The organism is Pseudomonas delhiensis (assembly GCF_900187975.1).
GTDB classification, from domain to species: Bacteria; Pseudomonadota; Gammaproteobacteria; order Pseudomonadales; family Pseudomonadaceae; genus Pseudomonas; species Pseudomonas delhiensis.
Window position 1 is genome coordinate 1 of the sequence record NZ_FZPC01000044.1, and the last position, 18,332, is coordinate 18,332.

The following is an 18,332-nucleotide window of genomic DNA, read 5'->3' on the forward strand; positions in this document are numbered from 1 at the left end:
ACCGGCGACGCCTTCAAGTCCCACGGCAGCAAGCACGGCTGGTGGGTGGTGGCGCAGCAGCAGGTGACCGCCCACGACGGCGACGCCTCGCGCGGCCTGAGCCTGTTCGCCAACTTCACCGTGCACGACCAGGCCACCAACAGCATCGACAACTACCAGCAGGCCGGCATGCTCTACAAAGGCCTGTTCGACGCCCGGCCGAAGGACGACATCGGCCTGGCGGTGGCGCGTATCCACATCAATGACGACGTGACCAGGCGCCAGAAGCAGGTCAATACGGTCGCCGGCATCGACGACTACGACAACCCGCTGTTCCAGCCGGTGCAGCACAGCGAGTACGACGCCGAACTGTACTACGGGGTGCACGTCACCAACTGGCTGACCGTGCGGCCGAACCTGCAGTACATCAAGCATCCCGGCGGCGTCTACGAGGTGGACAACGCCCTGGTCGCCGGGCTGAAGGTCCAGTCCAGCTTCTGAACCGCCACGCCATCAGCACAAGGCCCCGGCCCGTTCCCGGGGCAAGGAGCAGGAACCCCAGCATGCCCCCGCGTTTTCTCCCGTTCGCCCTGCTGCAGCCGTCGCTGCTGCTCTGGGGGCTGAGCGCCAGCCACGCCGCCGGCGCCGAGGACGGCGCCGTGCCCGCCGACGAGGTGTTCGCCCCGATGGTCGTCACCGGCACCTACGCGCCGGTGTCCAGCTTCGACCTGCCGTTCTCCATCGACACCGTGCAGCAGCCGCGGATCGGCGACGGCCAGCTCGGCGTGAACCTCTCCGAGGTGCTGCCGCGGGTGCCCGGCCTGGTGGTGCAGAACCGCCAGAACTACGCCCAGGACCTGCAGATTTCCTCGCGCGGCTACGGCGCCCGCTCGGCCTTCGGCATCCGCGGGTTGAAGCTGCTCAGTGACGGCATCCCGGCCAGCACCCCCGACGGCCAGGGCCAGGCGGCGACGCTGAACCTCGACGTGGCCGAGCGCATCGAGGTGCTGCGCGGCCCGGCCTCGACCATTTACGGCAGCAACGCCGGCGGGGTGATCCAGATGTTCAGCCGCGACGGCTCCGGCCCGCCGCGGGTGGGCGCCGAAACCACCTTCGGCAGCGACGGCTTCAACAAGAACCACCTCTACGCCGAGGGCGGCAACGACAAGGCCGGCTTCCTCCTCGACGCCTCGCGCATGGACACCGACGGCTACCGCGACCACAGCGCCGCGCGCCGCGACCAGACCTTCGCCAAGCTCAACTTCAGGCCCGACGACGACAGCCGCCTGGCGCTGATCTACAGCAGCCTGGAGCAGAACGGCACCCAGGACCCGCTGGGCCAGACCTGGGATGCCTACAAGCACGACCCGCGCTCGGTGGCCGCGGCCGCCGAGACTTACGACACGCGCAAGAGCATCGACCACCAGCAGCTGGGCATGAACTACGAGCGCTACTTCGGCGACGCCACCCTGCAGTTCAACCTCTACGCCGGCCAGCGCAGCGTCATCCAGTACCTGTCGATCCCCAGGGGCGTGGTCTCCAACACCCAGCGCGGCGGCGGCGTGGTGGACTTCGACCGCGAATTCCATGGCGGCACCCTGCGCTGGATACAGCCGGTGCAGGGGGTGCCCGGCGAGCTGACCGTCACCACCGGGGTGGACTACGACCGCAGCCGCGACGACCGCCGCGGCTACCAGAACTACAGCGGCGACCAACTGGGCGTGAAGGGCGAGCTGCGCCGCGACGAGGACGACACCGCCACCAGCCTCGACCCCTACGTACAGGCGCGCTGGGAGCTGGGCGACTGGACCCTCGACGCCGGCCTGCGCCACAGCACCATGAAGATGGACGTGGACGACCACTACCTGGCCAACGGCGACTCCAGCGGTTCGAAGAAGTACCAGAAGAACACCCCGTCGCTGTCGGTGATGTACGCCTTCACTCCCGAGCTGCATGGCTACGTCAGCGCCGGCAAGGGCTTCGAGACCCCGACCCAGGCCGAGATGGCCTACGCCCCGGGCCTGGTGGAAAGCTTCAACTTCGGCCTCGACCCGGCCACCAGCACCCAGTACGAGCTGGGCCTGAAGGCCAGGGTCGGCGGCAACACGCGGATCAACGCGGCAGTCTTCGAAATCCGCACCGACGACGAAATCGTCGTGGCCAGCTCCACCGGCGGCCGCACCAGCTACCAGAACGCCGGCAAGACGCTGCGCCGCGGTTTCGAGCTGGGCGTGCAGAGCCAGCTCAACGAACAGTGGGACGCGACCCTCGCCTACACCCGCCTGGAGGCCACATACGATGAAGACTTCGTCGAGGGCGGCAACCTCATCGAGAAGGGCAACCACCTGCCCGGCGTGCCCGGCAGCAGCCTCTACGGCGAGCTGGTGTGGAAGCCGCGGCAGGACATCAGCATGGGCTTCGAGGGGCAGTACCGCAGCAAGGTCTATGTTGAAGACAGCAACGAGGACAAGCCGGCGCCCAGCTACGCGGTGTTCAACTGGCGCACCCGCTTCGAACAGCGCTACGGGCCCTGGACCTTCCACCAGTTGCTGCGCCTGGACAACCTGCTGGACCGCCAGTACGTCGGCTCGGTCATCGTCGGCGACAGCAACGGCCGCTACTACGAGGCCGCTCCGGGGCGCTCCTGGTACGCCGGCGCCGGCCTCGAATACCAGTTCTGAACCCAAGCAGTACCCGCTCACTGAAAGACCGAAGGAGAACACCCATGAGCACTGACGGTGCGTTTGGCAGGCCACGCCTGCTGCCGAGCCTGCTCGGACTATTGCTGCTGCTGATGGGCCTGGCCCTGCTGGCCGGCGGCGTCAAGCTGGTGAGCCTGGGCGGCTCGCTCTACTACCTGGTGGCCGGCGTGGCGCTGGTCGTCACCGGCGTGCTGCTGCTGCTCGGCCGCGCCGCCGCCATCGGCCTGTACGCGCTGTTCCTGCTGGGCAGCACCCTGTGGGCCTGGTACGAAGTGGGCCTGGACTGGTGGCAGCTGGTGCCGCGCCTGGCCCTGTGGTTCGTGCTCGGCATCGTCCTGCTGCTGCCCTGGCTGCGCCGCCCGCTGCTGAGCGCGGGCCCCGCGCCCAAGGCCACCGCGCTGCTGGGCCTGGCCGTGGTGCTGGCCGGCGCCAGCGCCATCGCCTCGCAGTTCACCAACCCGGGCCGCATCGAAGGGCGCATCGACCGCGCCAGCGCCGGCGTGCCCAACGCCGCCCCGGCGCAGCCCGAGGGCGACTGGCAGGCCTACGGGCGCACCGCCTTCGGCGACCGCTACTCGCCGCTCACGCAGATCAACCCGGACAACGTCCACCAGTTGAAGCTGGCCTGGACCTTCCGCACCGGCGACCTGCCCGGCCCGAACGACCCGGGCGAGACCACCGCGGAAAACACCCCGCTGAAGGTCAACGGCAAGCTCTACGTGTGCACCCCGCACAGCCAGGTGATCGCCCTGGACCCGGACACCGGCAAGGAACTCTGGCGCTTCGATCCCAGGCTGAGCACGCAGAACGCGGCCAACTTCAAGGGCTGGGCGCACATGACCTGCCGCGGCGTGGCCTACCACGATGAAGCCGCCTACGCCGCCAAGGCCGCCGACGGCACTACCGTCGCCAGCCCGGCGCCGGCCGCCGGCAGTTGCCCGAAACGCCTGTTCGTGCCCACCGCCGACACCCGCCTGATCGCCCTCGACGCCGACACCGGCAAGGTCTGCGAAGGCTTCGGCAACAAGGGCGAGATCGACCTGCGCGCCAACATCGGCAGCTTCACCGCCGGCGGCTACTACTCCACCTCGCCGCCGGCGGTGACCCGCGACCTGGTGATCATCGGCGGCCACGTCACCGACAACGTCTCCACCGACGAGCCTTCCGGGGTGATTCGCGCCTACGACGTGCGCGACGGCCACCTGGTGTGGAACTGGGACAGCGGCAACCCGGACGCCACCGCGCCCATCGCCGCCGACAAGACCTACACCCGCAACTCGCCGAACATGTGGTCGGTGGCCAGCGTCGACGAGAAGCTCGGCCTGGTCTACCTGCCCATGGGCAACCAGATGCCCGACCAGTGGGGCGGCAACCGCACCCCCGAGGCCGAGAAGTTCAGCGCCGGCGTCACCGCGCTGGACCTGGCCACCGGCAAGGTGCGCTGGACCCACCAGTTCACCCACCACGACCTGTGGGACATGGACGTGGGCGGCCAGCCGACCCTGGTCGACCTGAAGACCGCCGACGGCATCAGGCCGGCGCTGCTGGCATCGACCAAGCAGGGCAGCATCTACGTGCTCGACCGCCGCACCGGCGAGGCCATAGTGCCGATCAACGAGACCCCGGTGCCCCAGGGCGCGGTGGAAGGCGACCACACCGCGCCGACGCAGCCGATGTCCGAACTGAACTTCATGCCCACCACCCTGCAGGAGAAGGACATGTGGGGCGTGACGCCGTTCGACCAGATGCTCTGCCGCCTGGACTTCAGGTCCCTGCGCTACGAGGGCATCTACACCCCGCCGTCGCTGCAGGGCTCGCTGGTGTTCCCGGGCAACTTCGGGGTGTTCGACTGGGGCGGCGTATCGGTCGACCCGGTGCGCCAGATCATGTTCGTCAACCCCGACTACATGGCCTTCAAGTCCAGGCTGGTGCCGAGCGAGGAAGTCGCCGGGGGCCCGGCGCGCAAGAGCGAGACCGAAGGCGTGCAACCCAACGCCGGCGCGCCCTACGGCGTGATCATGGCGCCCTTCCTGTCGCCCGTCGGCCTGCCGTGCCAGGCCCCGGCCTGGGGCTACGTGGCGGCGGTCGACCTGACCACCCACAAGGTGATCTGGAAGCACAAGAACGGCACCGTGCGCGACAGCTCGCCGGTCCCGCTGCCGCTGACCATGGGCGTGCCCAGCCTCGGCGGTCCGATCACCACCGCCAGCGGCCTGGGCTTCCTCAGCGGCACCCTGGACCAGTACCTGCGCGCCTACGACCTGCGCGACGGCAAGGTCCTCTGGGAAGGCCGCCTGCCCGCCGGCGCCCAGACCACCCCGATGACCTACACCGGCAAGGACGGCAAGCAGTACGTGCTGGTCATGGCGGGTGGGCATGGTTCCCTCGGCACCCGCCAGGGCGACTACGTGATGGCCTTCGCGCTGCCGGATTGAGGGTGGCGACGCTGGAATGAAAGAACGCCCGCGGAGTGATCCGTGGGCGTTTTCGTTTGGCTGGCGCGCTCTTGCAGGCGGCTCCGTGCTCGACACCGAGCGGTATGGGGCCAAGGTCAAACGGCGGATAACGCGGAGCGTTATTCGCCCTACGCCAGGCCCGCCATGGGTGTAGGGCGAATAACCGTTCGCGGTTATCCGCCGCTTCACCTTCGTTGCCGGCAACTTCGTGGTTGGGCTTGGGGCGGCTTCGTGCTTGGCACCGAGCGGCATGGGGCGAAGGCCAAACGGCGGATAACGCGGAGCGTTATTCGCCCTACGCCAGGCCTGCCATGGGTGTAGGGCGAATAACCGTTCGCGGTTATCCGCCGTCGGCCTCAATGCCGTTCCGCTGCCTGCACTTCCAGTGAAAGGTCCCCGGCCCAGTCCGTGGGGTAGATGCCTTCGGCAACGGCTCGGTGGAAGGTCGAGAATGGCCAGTCCTTCACCGCCGTGACCAACCCGTGTTTCAACGGATTGACATGGATGTAGTCGAAGTGCCGCCGGTAGTCGGCATGGTCGCGGATCAGGTGTTCCCAATAGCGTGCCTGCCAGATTCCCCGCTGGCCGCGCAGGCGCTGCGCGGCGGAAAGCCATTCTCCCGGGGTGATGTGACGGGCGAAGCCGGATTTGATGGCCTTCCAGCGGGTGGCGAAATCGGAGTCGCCCGGCGGAAGTGTCCACAGGCAATGCATGTGTTCGGGGAGTACGACCCATGCGTCGATACGGAACGGATGGCGGCGCCGGGCCCTGGCGACGACCTGGCGGAGCAGGGCTATCTCCCGCACCAGCAGGTCCGAATGGCGGTCGCGCAGCGTAACGGTGAAGAAGTAGGTGCCGCCGGGAATCCAGGCGCGTCGGTAGTTCGGCATCGGCGGTCCTCCCTGTGCTCTGCCATGGGGCAGGGTAACTGGGCGGACGGCGGATAACGCGGAGCGTTATTCGCCCTACAAGAAACTCGGACCTGGCGTAGGGCGAATAACCGTTCGCGGTTATCCGCCGCTTCACCTTCGTTGCCGGCAACTTCGTGGTTGGGCTTGGGGCGGCTTCGTGCTCGGCACCGAGCGGCATGGGGCGAAGGTCAAACGGCGGATAACGCGGAGCGTTATTCGCCCTACGCCAAGCCCGCCATGGACGTAGGGCGAATAACCGTTCGCGGTTATCCGCCGCTTCACCTTCATTGCCGTCAACTTCGTGGTTGGGCTTGGGGCGGCTTCGTGCTTGGCACCGAGCGGCATGGGGCCGAGGTCAAACGGCGGATAACGCGGAGCGTTATTCGCCCTACGGCAAGCCCACCGTGGGGGCTTACCACTGCGCCTGCGTCGCCAGGCCGATCAGTTCGCGCAGCCCGCCGATGCCCAGCTTGCGGTACAGGCGCTTGACGTAGGTGGCGGCGCTGGAGGGGCGTACGCCCAGTTGCGTGGCGATGGCGTCGGTGTCGGCGCCGGTCAGCATCAGGCGCAGCAGCGTCTGTTCGCGCAGGGTCAGGCCCGGTTGGCGGGCGGCCACGCGTTCGGCCAGCAGCAGGGGGAGTTCGTTGGCCTGCAGCCAGGCCTGGTAGTGCAGGCGCACGGCCTGGATCAGCAGTGGCGCCAGGGTTTGCAGGTAGTCCATCTCGCGGGCGGAGAAGTGCCCGTGCTCGCGGCCGCGGTAGAAGTTCAGCGACAGCCAGCGCTCGTTCTCGCAGTGCGTCAGCAGGGCCACGCGTTCGCTGATGCGCGGCTGCTCGTAGCACACGCGGCGGTATTCGGGATGGGCGATGTCGTCGATGCCCTGGCGCTGCACCAGGATGCGCTCGGCCGGGCCGCCGTGGGCCATGGCCTGCTGGTTGCCGTCCTGGCTGTAGAAGCGTTCGGCGTAGTTGTGGGAGATGCGCGGCAGCGCCACGTCGCGGGCGCGGTCGGCGAAGGAGAACACCTGCGGGTTGCGCCGCGGCGCGTAGGCGAAGATGGTGCACTGCGCCAGGGGCACGCCGGGGCCGATCAGCTGCAGCAGGTCGGCGGCCAGGGTGCGGCTGCGGTTGCCGCCGACGCGGGCGAACAGGCTGGCGGCGTGGCCGAGGTTCAGGCTGTGCTCGACGCTGCCGGCACGCAGGGGCCAGTACTGCATCGCGACATCCCTCCGGAGTTCTGATGGTTGCGGGCGCCGGCCACTGTAGCACCCCGGCCGCCGTCGTGGCGGACCGGGGATCGGCCGGGCTCAGAGGTCCAGCAGGGCGGTTTCGGTCAGTTCGGCGAAGCGCGTGGGGTCGCCCAGGGCCTCGGCGGCGAGCAGCGCCAGCTTGACCAGGAACAGCTCGCGCCGCCCCTCGGGGGCGCGGTCCAGGGTGTCGGCCAGTTGCTCGTAGACGGTTTCCAGCCCGGCGATGGTGAGTGTCTGCATGGTGGCTTCCTCAGGCGTTGCCCAGTGCGGTGTGGATGGCCCGGCCCAGCGCGGCGCCGCTCAATTGCCGCCAGCGCGCGCAGACGTGCTGGTCGGGGCGCGCCAGGTAGGCGCAGCCCGGTTGCGCGCCGTACTTGCGGCGCAGGTGGCCGTCGGCGTCGGCGAGGCTGAGGTCGGCGCCGTCCACCGCGTCGGCCGTGCCTATGGCCAGGATGCGCAGCGGGATGCCGCGCTCGCGCAGGGCCGCGGCCTGGGCCCGGAGGTCTTCGGGCAGTTCGCCGGCCTCGGTGAAGTACAGCAGGTGGAAGGCGGCGCCCAGGTGGTCGAACAGGTAGTCGTCCTCGCCCAGGCGGATGTTCGGCAGCGGCGCGCCCTGGCGCGGGCCGGCGGGGAACTGCGCATCGTCGTCGTCGCGGCAGTTCAGCGGCGAGTCGGCGTAGTCGTGGGGCCGCGAGGTGCGCCAGTGGTACAGCGGGCGGACGAAGGCCTGGCTCAGCGACAGCGACAGCACGGCGTCGCGCACCAGGCGCTGGCCGGGCGTGGGCGGGGTCATGAAGCGGGTGCTCTTGCCGGCCTCGGCGATGATCTCCCGCGCCGCGCCGACGCGCTCGTGGCTGTAGGAGGGCAGCAGCGCCGGGCCGGCCAGGCCCTTGAGCGCCAGGGCCAGCTTCCAGGCCAGGTCGTTGCAGTCCTGGAAGCCGGTGTTGGCCCCGCGCACGCCGAAGATCGGCAGCAGGTGCGCGGCGTCGCCGGTGAAGATCACCCGCTGCTGGATGTAGTCCGGCAGGGTCAGCGCGCGGGCGGAGTACACCGAGCACCAGTCCAGCTCCCATTGCGGCTCCCGCACGCCCACCAGGGCCAGTTGCGCGTCGATGCGTGCGCGCAGCGACTCGGGCGCCAGGGCCTGCTCCGGCGTCTCGCCGGCCGGCAGCTGGTAGTCGATGCGCCAGATGTCGCCGGGCTCGCGGTGCATCAGCACGGTGTTGCCGGGGTTCCACGGCGGGTCGAAGAAGGCCAGGCGCTCGGTGGGCAGGTCGAGGCGGATGCGGATGTCGGCGATCACGAAGCGGCCCTCGTAGGCCGCGCCTTCGAGCTTCAGCCCGAGCAGCGCGCGCAGGGCCGAGCGCGCCCCGTCGGCGGCGATCACCCACTGGCCTTCCAGGGCGTAGGGGCCGGCGGGGGTGTCCACTTCCAGGCGCGCATGGTCCGCGGCCTGGGCGAGGGCGGTCACCTTGTTGCCCCAGCGCAGCTCGATCAGCGGGTTGGCCTGGGCGGCCTCCACCAGGTACTGCTCCAGGCAGGGCTGCTGCAGGTTGGTCATGGGGGCGAAGCGGTCGTCCGCGTCCTGCGGCGCCTCCATGCGGAACACCAGCTGGTTGCGGTAGAAGGAGTTGCCGAAGCGCCAGCCCAGCCCGGCCGCGGTAACCCGGTCGGCCACGCCCACCTGCTGGAGGATTTCCATGGAGCGGCGGGTGAAGACGATGGCGCGACTGCCCTCGCTGACCTGCTGCTCGGCCTCGAGCAGCACCGAGGGGATGCCGTAGCGGGCCAGGTCCAGCGCGGTGGCCAGGCCGATGGGCCCGGCGCCGACGATGACCACGGCATGCCGCTCGGCCTGCGCGGCGCCCACGGCGGCGGTGAAGGCGGGGTGGACCTGGTAGTCGAAATACAGCGAGCGCCGGGGCTCGGCGGAAGGGCAGTGCATCGCGGTGCGTCTCCGGGATTATTGTGCTTGTGGGCGGATTCGCCGACGACTCTAACCCCCACTCGCGGCCGGGATGTCCCCGCAAGGGGACAACTTGCGCCGCGCCCCGCGGGTCTCTTCCTGAACGGGCGTTGTGGAATTCTCGCGGAACCTGTCTACGCTCAGTTCTTGCACCGAAACGGTGCCACGATAACGAAAGCAGCAACATCAACCGTGATTGGCCTGAGTGCAAAGCTGTTCGTTGTGGACCGGTAGCCGCCGGTATCGGGACTTGCCCCAGGCCTGTAGAGCAAGCGCCATTCGAGGCGCTCGCCAGGGACTGCGTGCGCATGGTTACGACCGCTCCCGCCCGGGACCAGTACCGGGCACTCGGCTTGTCGACGCTGGCGTTCACCCTTTGCTTCGCCGTGTGGACGCTGTTCTCCATCCTCGGTCTGCAGATCAAGGACGAGTACGGGTTGTCCGACACCCAGCTCGGCCTGCTGATGGCCACGCCGGTGCTGACCGGCTCGGTCTCGCGGATCTTCCTCGGCCTGTGGACCGACCGCTACGGCGGGCGCTGGGTGTTCGGCCTGCTGATGCTGACCTCGGCGCTGTGCGTCTACCTGCTGACCTTCGCCGGCAACTTCTACACGCTGCTGCTGGCGGCGCTGGGCGTGGGCCTGGCCGGCGGCGGCTTCATCGTCGGCACGGCCTATACCTCGGCCTGGTTCGAGCCGGGGCGCCAGGGCACCGCGCTGGGCATCTTCGGCGCCGGCAACGTCGGCGCCGGCATCACCAACTTCGCCGCGCCCTTCCTGCTGCTGGCCCTGGGCTGGCGTGGCGCCGCCCTGGTGTACGCCTCGGTGCTGGCGGCCATGGGCGTGGCCTTCCTGCTGCTGGCCAAGTCCGACCCGCAGAGCGAGTCGCGCAGGAACCAGCCGGTCCCGCTGGCCGAGCAATTGGCGCCGCTGGCGGAACTGCGCGTATGGCGCTTCTCGCTGTACTACTTCTTCGTCTTCGGCGCCTTCGTCGCCCTGGCGCTGTGGCTGCCGCACTACCTGATGCAGGTGTTCGGCCTGGGCCTGGCCAGCGCCGGGGTGATAGCCGCGCTGTACACGGTGCCGGCGTCGCTGTTCCGCATCCTCGGCGGCTGGCTGTCCGACCGCTACGGCGCGCGCCGGGTGATGTACTGGACCCTCGGCATGTCGGCGCTGTGCACCTTCCTGCTCAGCTACCCGCCGACCCGCTACACGGTCACCGGGGTGCGCGGCGACATCGAGTTCGCCCTGCACATGAGCCTGGCCGGCTTCATCCTGCTGATCGTGGTGCTGGGCTTCTTCATGTCGCTGGGCAAGGCCGCGGTGTTCAAGCACATCCCCAGCTACTACCCGCAGCACGTGGGCGTGGTGGGCGGCCTGGTGGGCATGATCGGCGGCCTCGGCGGCTTCTTCCTGCCGCTGACCTTCGGCATGCTCAACGACGTGCTGGGCGTGTGGCAGAGCTGCTTCATGCTGCTGTTCCTGATCGCCGCCGGCGCCCTGGCGTGGATGCACTACGCCATCCGCATGGCCGAGCGCGTGGAGTGGGCCGAGCGGCGCGAGACCCGCGACCTGCCGGAACTGTCCACCCCCAGCAGCTTCGTGCTGCTGGACTGGCACCCGGAGGACGCCGCGTTCTGGGAGGCCAGGGGCAAGCGCATCGCCACCCGCAACCTGTGGATCTCCATCCCCAACCTGCTGCTGGCCTTCGCCATCTGGATGGTCTGGTCGGTGGTGGTGGCCAAGCTGCCGCTGGCCGGCTTCGGCTACACGGCCAACCAGCTGTTCTGGCTGGCGGCGCTGCCCGGGCTGTCGGGCGCCACCCTGCGCATCTTCTACAGCTTCATGGTGCCGATCTTCGGCGGCCGGCGCTGGACCGCGCTGTCCACCGCCTCGCTGCTGGTGCCGGCGCTGTGGATCGGCTTCGCCGTGCAGAACCCGGATACGCCCTACCTGATCATGCTGATCCTCGCCCTGCTGTGCGGCCTGGGCGGCGGCAACTTCTCCTCGAGCATGGCCAACATCTCGTTCTTCTTTCCCAAACAGGCCAAGGGCGCGGCCATGGGCCTGAACGCCGGGCTGGGCAACCTGGGCGTGAGCGTCATGCAGTTCCTGGTGCCGCTGGCGATCACCCTGGCGGTGTTCGGCGGCCTGGGCGGCGAGCCGCAGGTGACCGCCGCCGGCACCCCGCTGTGGCTGCAGAACGCCGGCTTCATCTGGGTGCCGTTCATCATCGCCGCGACCCTCGCCGCCTGGTTCGGGATGAACGACATCGCCAGCGCCAAGTCCTCGTTCAGCGACCAGCTGGCGATCTTCAAGCGCAAGCACACCTGGCTGATGAGCGTGCTCTACACCGGCACCTTCGGCAGCTTCATCGGCTTCTCCGCCGGCTTCCCGCTGCTGGCCGGGCACCTGTTCCCGCAGGTCGACGTGCTGCGCTTCGCCTTCCTCGGCCCGCTGATCGGCGCCTTGAGCCGCGCCTTCTCCGGCGGCCTGGCCGACCGCTTCGGCGGCGGGCGCATCAGCCTCTGGGTGTTCGTCGCCATGGCCGCGTGCGTCGGCGGCGTGCTGTTCTTCATCGGCATCAAGGACCAGCCGGGGGCCTTCTGGGGCTTCCTGGCCATGTTCCTGCTGCTGTTCTTCTTCTCCGGGGTCGGCAACGCCAGCACCACGCAGATGATCCCGGCGATCTTCCGCATCCAGACGCCGCGCCTGTTCCCCGGGCTGCCCGCCGGGCAGCAGGCGCTGCAGAGCGAGAAGGAGTCCGCCGCCGCGGTGGGCTTCATCTCGGCGGTGGCGGCCTACGGCGGCTTCTTCATCCCGAAGTCGTTCGGCAGTTCGTTCGACCTGACCGGTGGGCCGGAGTGGGCGCTCTACGGCTTCATCGTCTTCTACGCCCTGTGCATCCTGGTGACCTGGTTCTACTACACCCGCCGTAACGCCGAGGTGAGCTGCTAGCCATCCGGCCCGCGCCGAGGAGGAGAGAAATGAGTTACTTCATCGACCGCCTGCGCTACCTGGTCAAACGCCCGCCGGCCTTCGCCGGCGGCCACGGCGAGACTCGCGACGAGAGCCGCGCCTGGGAGGACGGCTACCGGCAGCGCTGGCAGTTCGACAAGATCGCCCGCTCCACCCACGGGGTGAACTGCACCGGCTCGTGCAGCTGGAAGATCTACGTGAAGAATGGCCTGGTCACCTGGGAGACGCAGCAGACCGACTACCCGCGCACCCGCCCGGACCTGCCCAACCACGAGCCGCGCGGCTGCCCGCGCGGGGCCAGCTATTCCTGGTACCTGTACAGCGCCAACCGGCTGAAATACCCGCTGGTGCGCAAGGCGCTGATCCAGCTGTGGCGCGAGGCGCTGGCCAGCCACGCCGATCCGGTGCTGGCCTGGGCGAGCATCGTCGAGGACCCGCAGAAGGCCAGGCAGTACAAGTCCATCCGCGGCCGCGGCGGCTTCGTGCGCAGCGACTGGGACGAGCTGCAGACGCTGGTCGCCGCGGCCAACGTCTACACCATCAAGACCTACGGCCCGGACCGCGTCGCCGGCTTCTCGCCGATCCCGGCCATGTCCATGGTCAGCTATGCCTCGGGCACCCGCTACCTGTCGCTGATCGGCGGGGTGTGCCTGAGCTTCTACGACTGGTACTGCGACCTGCCGCCCGCCTCGCCGCAGGTGTGGGGCGAGCAGACCGACGTGCCCGAGTCCGCCGACTGGTACAATTCCGGCTACCTCATCGCCTGGGGCAGCAACGTGCCGCAGACGCGGACCCCCGATGCGCACTTCTTCACCGAGGTGCGCTACAAGGGCACCAAGACCGTGGCCATCACCCCGGACTACGCGGAAATCTCCAAGCTCTGCGACGAGTGGATGAGCGCCAAGCAGGGCACCGACTCGGCCCTGGCCATCGCCATGGGCCAGGTGATCTTCAGGGAATTCCACCTGGAGAACCCGCGGGCCTACTTCAGCGACTACGCGCGGCGCTACACCGACCTGCCGATCCTGGTGGAGCTGGAGCCGCGCGCCGAGGGCGGCCTGGTCCCCGGCAAGCAACTGCGCGCCAGCGACTTCGCCGGCAACCTGGCCCAGGCCAACAACCCCGAGTGGAAGACCCTGGCCTGGGACGAGGCCGGCGAGCGCCTGGTGGTGCCGCGCGGCTCCATCGGCTTCCGCTGGGGCGAGACCGGCCACTGGAACCTGGAGCCGGTGGACGCCGAGGGCCGCGAGGTGCGCCTGGCGCTGTCGCTGCTGGGCCGCCACGACGAGGTGGCGCGGGTGGCCTTCCCGTACTTCGGCGGCATCGAGCGCAAGCACTTCCCCAACGTCCCCGTGCGCGACGTGCTCTACCACCACGTGCCGGCCAAGCGCCTGCAACTGGCCGACGGCCGCGAGGTGCTGGCGGCCAGCGTGTTCGACCTGATGGCCGCCAACTACGGCATCGACCGCGGCCTGCAGCCCACCGTGGGCGGCGCCGGCGAGGACGATGGCGCCAGCGACTACGGCCAGCTCAAGCCCTACACCCCGGCCTGGCAGGAGGCGATCACCGGGGTGCCGGCGGCGCAGATGATCCGCATCGCCCGCGAGTTCGCCGAGAACGCCGACAAGACCCACGGCCGCTCCATGATCATCGTCGGCGCCGGGATGAACCACTGGTACCACATGGACATGAACTACCGCGGGCTGATCAACATGCTGATCCTCTGCGGCTGCATCGGCCAGAGCGGCGGCGGCTGGTCGCACTACGTCGGCCAGGAGAAGCTGCGCCCGCAGACCGGCTGGACGCCCCTGGCCTTCGCCCTGGACTGGCACCGCCCGCCGCGGCACATGAACGGCACCTCGTTCTTCTACAACCACTCCAGCCAGTGGCGCTACGAGAAGCTGGAGGTGAAGGAACTGCTCTCGCCCCTGGCCCGGCCGCAGGACTTCAGCGGCAGCCTGGTGGACTTCAACGTGCGCGCCGAGCGCATGGGCTGGCTGCCCTCGGCGCCGCAGCTGGGCACCAACCCGCTGCGCCTGGCCGCCGCGGCCCAGGCCGCCGGCAAGAGCACCGTCGACTACACCGTCGAGCAGCTCAAGAGCGGCCAGCTGCGCTTCGCCAGCGAAGACCCGGACAACCCGCAGAACCACCCGCGCAACCTGTTCGTCTGGCGCTCCAACCTGCTGGGCAGCTCGGGCAAGGGCCACGAGTACATGCTCAAGTACCTGCTCGGCACCAAGAACGGCGTGCTCGGCAAGGACCTGGGCGAGGCCGGCAAGCAGAAGCCCGAAGAGGTGCTGTGGAAGGACGAGCCCATCGAGGGCAAGCTCGACCTGCTGGTGACCCTGGACTTCCGCATGTCCACCACCTGCCTGTACTCCGACGTGGTGCTGCCGACGGCGACCTGGTACGAGAAGGACGACCTCAACACCTCGGACATGCATCCCTTCATCCACCCGCTCACCGCCGCCACCGACCCGGCCTGGGAAGCGCGCAGCGACTGGCAGATCTACGACGGCATCGCCCGCGCCTTCTCGCGCCTGTGCGTCGGCCACCTGGGCGAGGAAACCGACCTGGTGACCCTGCCGCTGCAGCACGACAGCCCCGGCGAACTGGCCCAGGCGCAGGTGCGCGACTGGAAGAAGGGCGAGTGCGAGCCCATCCCCGGCAAGACCATGCCCTCGCTGATCGAGGTCAAGCGCAACTACCCGGAAACCTACGAGCGCTTCAGCTCCGTCGGCCCGCTGCTGGACACCCTGGGCAACGGCGGCAAGGGCATCGCCTGGCAGACCCAGGAAGAGGTCGAGCTGCTCGGCAAGCTCAACTACCGCAAGCTCGACGGTTCCGCCGAAGGGCGGCCGCGGCTGGCCTCGGCGGTGGACGCGGCGGAGATGATCCTCACCCTGGCCCCGGAAACCAACGGCCAGGTGGCGGTCAAGGCCTGGGCCGCGCTGTCGAAGATCACCGGGCGCGACCACACCCACCTGGCGCGGCCCAAGCAGGAAGAGAAGATCCGCTTCCGCGACCTGGTGGCGCAGCCGCGCAAGATCATCTCCAGCCCCACCTGGTCGGGCCTGGAGGACGAGCACGTGAGCTACAACGCCTGCTACACCAACGTCCACGAGCTGATCCCCTGGCGCACCCTGACCGGCCGCCAGCAGTTCTACCAGGACCACCCCTGGATGCGCGCCTTCGGCGAGAGCCTGATGGTCTACCGCCCGCCCATCGACACCAAGGCCGCGGCCAGCGTCGCCGAGCCGCGCAGCAACGGCAACCCGGAGATCGCCCTGAACTGGCTGACGCCGCACCAGAAGTGGGGCATCCACTCCACCTACAGCGACAACCTGCTGATGCAGACGCTGTCGCGCGGCGGGCCCATCGTCTGGATCAGCGAGGACGACGCGCGCGCCATCGGCGTGGTCGACAACGACTGGATCGAGCTCTACAACGCCAACGGCGCCATCGCCGCGCGGGCGGTGGTCAGCCAGCGGGTGCGCCCGGGCATGGCGATGATGTACCACGCCCAGGAACGCATCCTCAACGTGCCCGGCTCCGAAGTGACGGGCACCCGCGGCGGCATCCACAACTCGGTGACGCGGGTGTGCCCCAAGCCGACCCACATGATCGGCGGCTACGCCCAGCTGTCCTACGGCTTCAACTACTACGGCACCGTCGGCTCCAACCGCGACGAGTTCGTCATCGTGCGCAAGATGAAGCGCATCGACTGGCTCGACGGCGAAGGCAACGACTACCAGCAGGAGGCGGTGAAATGAAGATCCGTTCCCAGGTCGGCATGGTCCTCAACCTCGACAAGTGCATCGGCTGCCACACCTGCTCGGTCACCTGCAAGAACGTCTGGACCAGCCGCGAAGGCATCGAGTACGCCTGGTACAACAACGTCGAGACCAAGCCCGGCATCGGCTACCCCAAGGAGTGGGAGAACCAGAAGAAGTGGAACGGCGGCTGGGTGCGCAACGCCGACGGCTCCATCAACCCGCGCATCGGCGGCAAGTGGCGGGTGCTGGCGAACATCTTCGCCAACCCCGACCTGCCGCAGATCGACGACTACTACGAACCCTTCACCTTCGACTACCAGCACCTGCACAGCGCCGCCCAGGGCGAGCACCAGCCGGTGGCGCGGCCGCGCTCGCTGATCAGCGGGCAGCGCATGGACAAGGTGGAGTGGGGGCCGAACTGGGAGGAACTGCTGGGCACCGAGTTCGCCAAGCGGCGCAAGGACATCAACTTCGAGCAGGTCCAGGCCGACATCTACGGCCAGTTCGAGAACACCTTCATGATGTACCTGCCGCGCCTGTGCGAGCACTGCCTGAACCCGGCGTGCGTGGCCTCGTGCCCCAGCGGGGCGATCTACAAGCGCGAGGAGGACGGCATCGTCCTGATCGACCAGGACAAGTGCCGCGGCTGGCGCATGTGCATCAGCGGCTGCCCGTACAAGAAGATCTACTACAACTGGAAGAGCGGCAAATCCGAGAAGTGCATCTTCTGCTACCCGCGCATCGAGACCGGCCAGCCGACGGTCTGCTCGGAGACCTGCGTGGGGCGCATCCGCTACCTCGGCGTGCTGCTCTACGACGCCGACCGCATCGAGGAAGTGGCCGCCTCGGCCGATGACCGCGACCTCTACCACCGCCAGTGCGAAATTTTCCTCGACCCCCACGACCCGCAGGTGATCGAGCAGGCGCGCAAGGACGGCGTGCCCGACAGCGTCATCGCCGCCGCCCAGGCCTCGCCGGTGTACAAGCTGGCCATCGACTGGCAGCTGGCCCTGCCGCTGCACCCGGAGTACCGCACCCTGCCCATGGTCTGGTACGTGCCGCCGCTGTCGCCCATCCAGTCCGCCGCCGAGGCCGGCCACGTGGAGTTCGACGGCGTGCTGCCGAAGATCGAATCGCTGCGCATCCCCGTGCGCTACCTGGCCAACATGCTCACCGCGGGTGAGGAGGCGCCGGTGGTGCTGGCCCTCAAGCGGCTGATGGCCATGCGCGTATACATGCGCGCCAAGCACGTGGACGGCACCCTGAACGAGGCGGTGCTGCAGCAGGTCGGCCTGAGCCAGCGCCAGGTGGAGGAGATGTACCGCTACCTGGCCATCGCCAACTACGAGGACCGCTTCGTCATCCCCACCGGGCACCGCGAGGCCCTGCCCGACGCCTATGCCGAGCGCAGCGGCTGCGGCTTCACCTTCGGCAACGGCTGCCACGGCGGCAACAGCGAGGTCAGTCTGTTCGGCGGCAGCAAGCAGACCACCACCCTGGTCAAGCCGGTGCAGACCTTCGACCCGGTGGAGGACAGCCGCCATGGATGAGCGCCAGCCCGAGGGCCTGCTGAGCCTGCGCGTGCTGGCCCGGCTGCTCGACTACCCCTGCGCCGAACTGCAGGCGGCGGCCGGCGAGCTGGCCGCCATCCTCGGCGCCGAGACGCGCCTGCCCGCCGCGTTGCGCGAGCGCCTGCGGCAGTGGTGCCGGCGCCTGGCGCAAAGCGAACTGCTCGACTTGCAGGAGGCCTACGTCGAACTCTTCGACCGCAGCCGCTCGGTCTCGCTGCTGCTGTTCGAGCACGTCCACGGCGAATCCCGCGACCGCGGCCAGGCCATGGTCGACCTGCTGGCCGAGTACCAGGCCGCCGGCTTCCAGCTCGACGCCCGCGAACTGCCCGACCACCTGCCGCTGTTCCTCGAATACCTCTCCACCCGCAGCCACGCGGAGATCGGCCAGTGGCTGGGCGACATCCAGCACATCCTCGCGCTGCTCGCCGCGCGTCTGGAAGAGCGCGGCGCCGACCACGCCCTGGTGCCCCACGCGCTGCTGGCGCTGATCGGCCGCAGCGAACTGATCCAGCAGCAGCGCCCGGCGGTGGAAGGGGAGGCGCCGGACGACACCCCGCAAGCCCTGGATGCGGTCTGGGAAGAGGAAATCGTCCGCTTCAACGCCGACTCCGACCAGGACTGCAGCCTGCAATCCGCCGAGGGCCGGCGCCTGGCCGAGCGCAAGTACGAAGCGGTCCCGCAGGTCATCCAGGTCCTGCCGACCACCCCGCCGCCCCTGGCGGACGGCCAATGAACGGAGGCTCA

11 protein-coding genes are annotated in these 18,332 nt (G+C 69.0%); 7 read left to right on the plus strand and 4 right to left on the minus strand.

All coding sequences use genetic code 11. The features are described from left to right. From CHC02_RS27700 to CHC02_RS27710, 3 genes are all read left to right on the plus strand, one after another. A partial coding sequence (locus CHC02_RS27700) for a carbohydrate porin (RefSeq protein ID WP_176450352.1) occupies nt 1-480 on the plus strand: 480 nt, incomplete at its 5' end. 62 nt (nt 481-542) lie between these two features. Continuing rightward, nucleotides 543-2,660 (plus strand): TonB-dependent receptor family protein, encoded by a 2,118-nt coding sequence (locus tag CHC02_RS27705; protein ID WP_089394594.1) that lies wholly within the window; start codon nt 543-545, stop codon nt 2,658-2,660. A 44-nt stretch (nt 2,661-2,704) separates the two neighbouring features. Beyond that, complete coding sequence (locus CHC02_RS27710; RefSeq protein WP_089394595.1) at nt 2,705-5,116, plus strand: glucose/quinate/shikimate family membrane-bound PQQ-dependent dehydrogenase; 2,412 nt, start codon at nt 2,705-2,707, stop codon at nt 5,114-5,116. Nucleotides 5,117-5,493: 377 nt separating this feature from the next. On the opposite strand, the gene CHC02_RS27715 is transcribed toward CHC02_RS27710, so the two are convergent. The 4 genes from CHC02_RS27715 to CHC02_RS27730 form a co-directional block, all read right to left on the minus strand. Continuing rightward, a complete protein-coding gene (locus CHC02_RS27715) occupies nt 5,494-6,027 on the minus strand; it encodes an REP-associated tyrosine transposase (RefSeq protein ID WP_089394596.1) in 534 nt (177 codons plus the stop codon). Between the two features lie 433 nt (nt 6,028-6,460). Continuing rightward, nucleotides 6,461-7,264, minus strand: a complete 804-nt coding sequence (locus CHC02_RS27720) for a helix-turn-helix transcriptional regulator (RefSeq protein WP_089394597.1) — start codon at nt 7,262-7,264, stop codon at nt 6,461-6,463. A 90-nt stretch (nt 7,265-7,354) separates the two neighbouring features. Next, a complete protein-coding gene (locus tag CHC02_RS27725; RefSeq protein ID WP_089394598.1) occupies nt 7,355-7,537 on the minus strand; it encodes a DUF2783 domain-containing protein in 183 nt (60 codons plus the stop codon). A gap of 10 nt (nt 7,538-7,547) precedes the next feature. Then, nucleotides 7,548-9,242: an FAD-dependent monooxygenase gene (locus tag CHC02_RS27730; RefSeq protein ID WP_089394599.1), complete on the minus strand. Its 1,695-nt coding sequence runs from the start codon at nt 9,240-9,242 to the stop codon at nt 7,548-7,550. 329 nt (nt 9,243-9,571) lie between these two features. On the opposite strand from CHC02_RS27730, the gene CHC02_RS27735 reads away from it, so the two are divergent. Genes CHC02_RS27735 through narJ form a run of 4 tightly spaced genes read left to right on the plus strand, consistent with a single transcriptional unit; the run spans nt 9,572 to nt 18,321 of the window. Continuing rightward, on the plus strand, nt 9,572-12,220 hold the full coding sequence (locus tag CHC02_RS27735) for a nitrate/nitrite transporter (protein ID WP_089394600.1): 2,649 nt from the start codon (nt 9,572-9,574) through the stop codon (nt 12,218-12,220). A gap of 29 nt (nt 12,221-12,249) precedes the next feature. Then, nucleotides 12,250-16,014, plus strand: coding sequence for a nitrate reductase subunit alpha (locus CHC02_RS27740; RefSeq protein WP_089394601.1), 3,765 nt, complete (start codon nt 12,250-12,252; stop codon nt 16,012-16,014). Continuing rightward, entirely contained in the window at nt 16,011-17,567 is a 1,557-nt protein-coding gene (gene narH / locus CHC02_RS27745) for a nitrate reductase subunit beta (RefSeq protein ID WP_089394602.1), read from the plus strand. Before CHC02_RS27740 ends, narH begins: the two co-directional genes overlap by 4 nt. Continuing rightward, on the plus strand, nt 17,560-18,321 hold the full coding sequence (gene narJ, locus CHC02_RS27750) for a nitrate reductase molybdenum cofactor assembly chaperone (RefSeq protein ID WP_089394603.1): 762 nt from the start codon (nt 17,560-17,562) through the stop codon (nt 18,319-18,321). Before narH ends, narJ begins: the two co-directional genes overlap by 8 nt. The last annotated feature ends 11 nt before the right edge of the window (nt 18,322-18,332 follow it).

Bases quoted from the DNA above. Each gene is read 5' to 3' on its own strand.
- CHC02_RS27705 (WP_089394594.1), top strand. From the start codon at position 543: ATGCCCCCGCGTTTTCTCCCGTTCGCCCTGCTGCAGCCGTCGCTGCTG.
- CHC02_RS27710 (WP_089394595.1), top strand. From the start codon at position 2,705: ATGAGCACTGACGGTGCGTTTGGCAGGCCACGCCTGCTGCCGAGCCTG.
- CHC02_RS27715 (WP_089394596.1), bottom strand. From the start codon at position 6,027: ATGCCGAACTACCGACGCGCCTGGATTCCCGGCGGCACCTACTTCTTC.
- CHC02_RS27720 (WP_089394597.1), bottom strand. From the start codon at position 7,264: ATGCAGTACTGGCCCCTGCGTGCCGGCAGCGTCGAGCACAGCCTGAAC.
- CHC02_RS27725 (WP_089394598.1), bottom strand. From the start codon at position 7,537: ATGCAGACACTCACCATCGCCGGGCTGGAAACCGTCTACGAGCAACTG.
- CHC02_RS27730 (WP_089394599.1), bottom strand. From the start codon at position 9,242: ATGCACTGCCCTTCCGCCGAGCCCCGGCGCTCGCTGTATTTCGACTAC.
- CHC02_RS27735 (WP_089394600.1), top strand. From the start codon at position 9,572: ATGGTTACGACCGCTCCCGCCCGGGACCAGTACCGGGCACTCGGCTTG.
- CHC02_RS27740 (WP_089394601.1), top strand. From the start codon at position 12,250: ATGAGTTACTTCATCGACCGCCTGCGCTACCTGGTCAAACGCCCGCCG.
- narH (WP_089394602.1), top strand. From the start codon at position 16,011: ATGAAGATCCGTTCCCAGGTCGGCATGGTCCTCAACCTCGACAAGTGC.
- narJ (WP_089394603.1), top strand. From the start codon at position 17,560: ATGGATGAGCGCCAGCCCGAGGGCCTGCTGAGCCTGCGCGTGCTGGCC.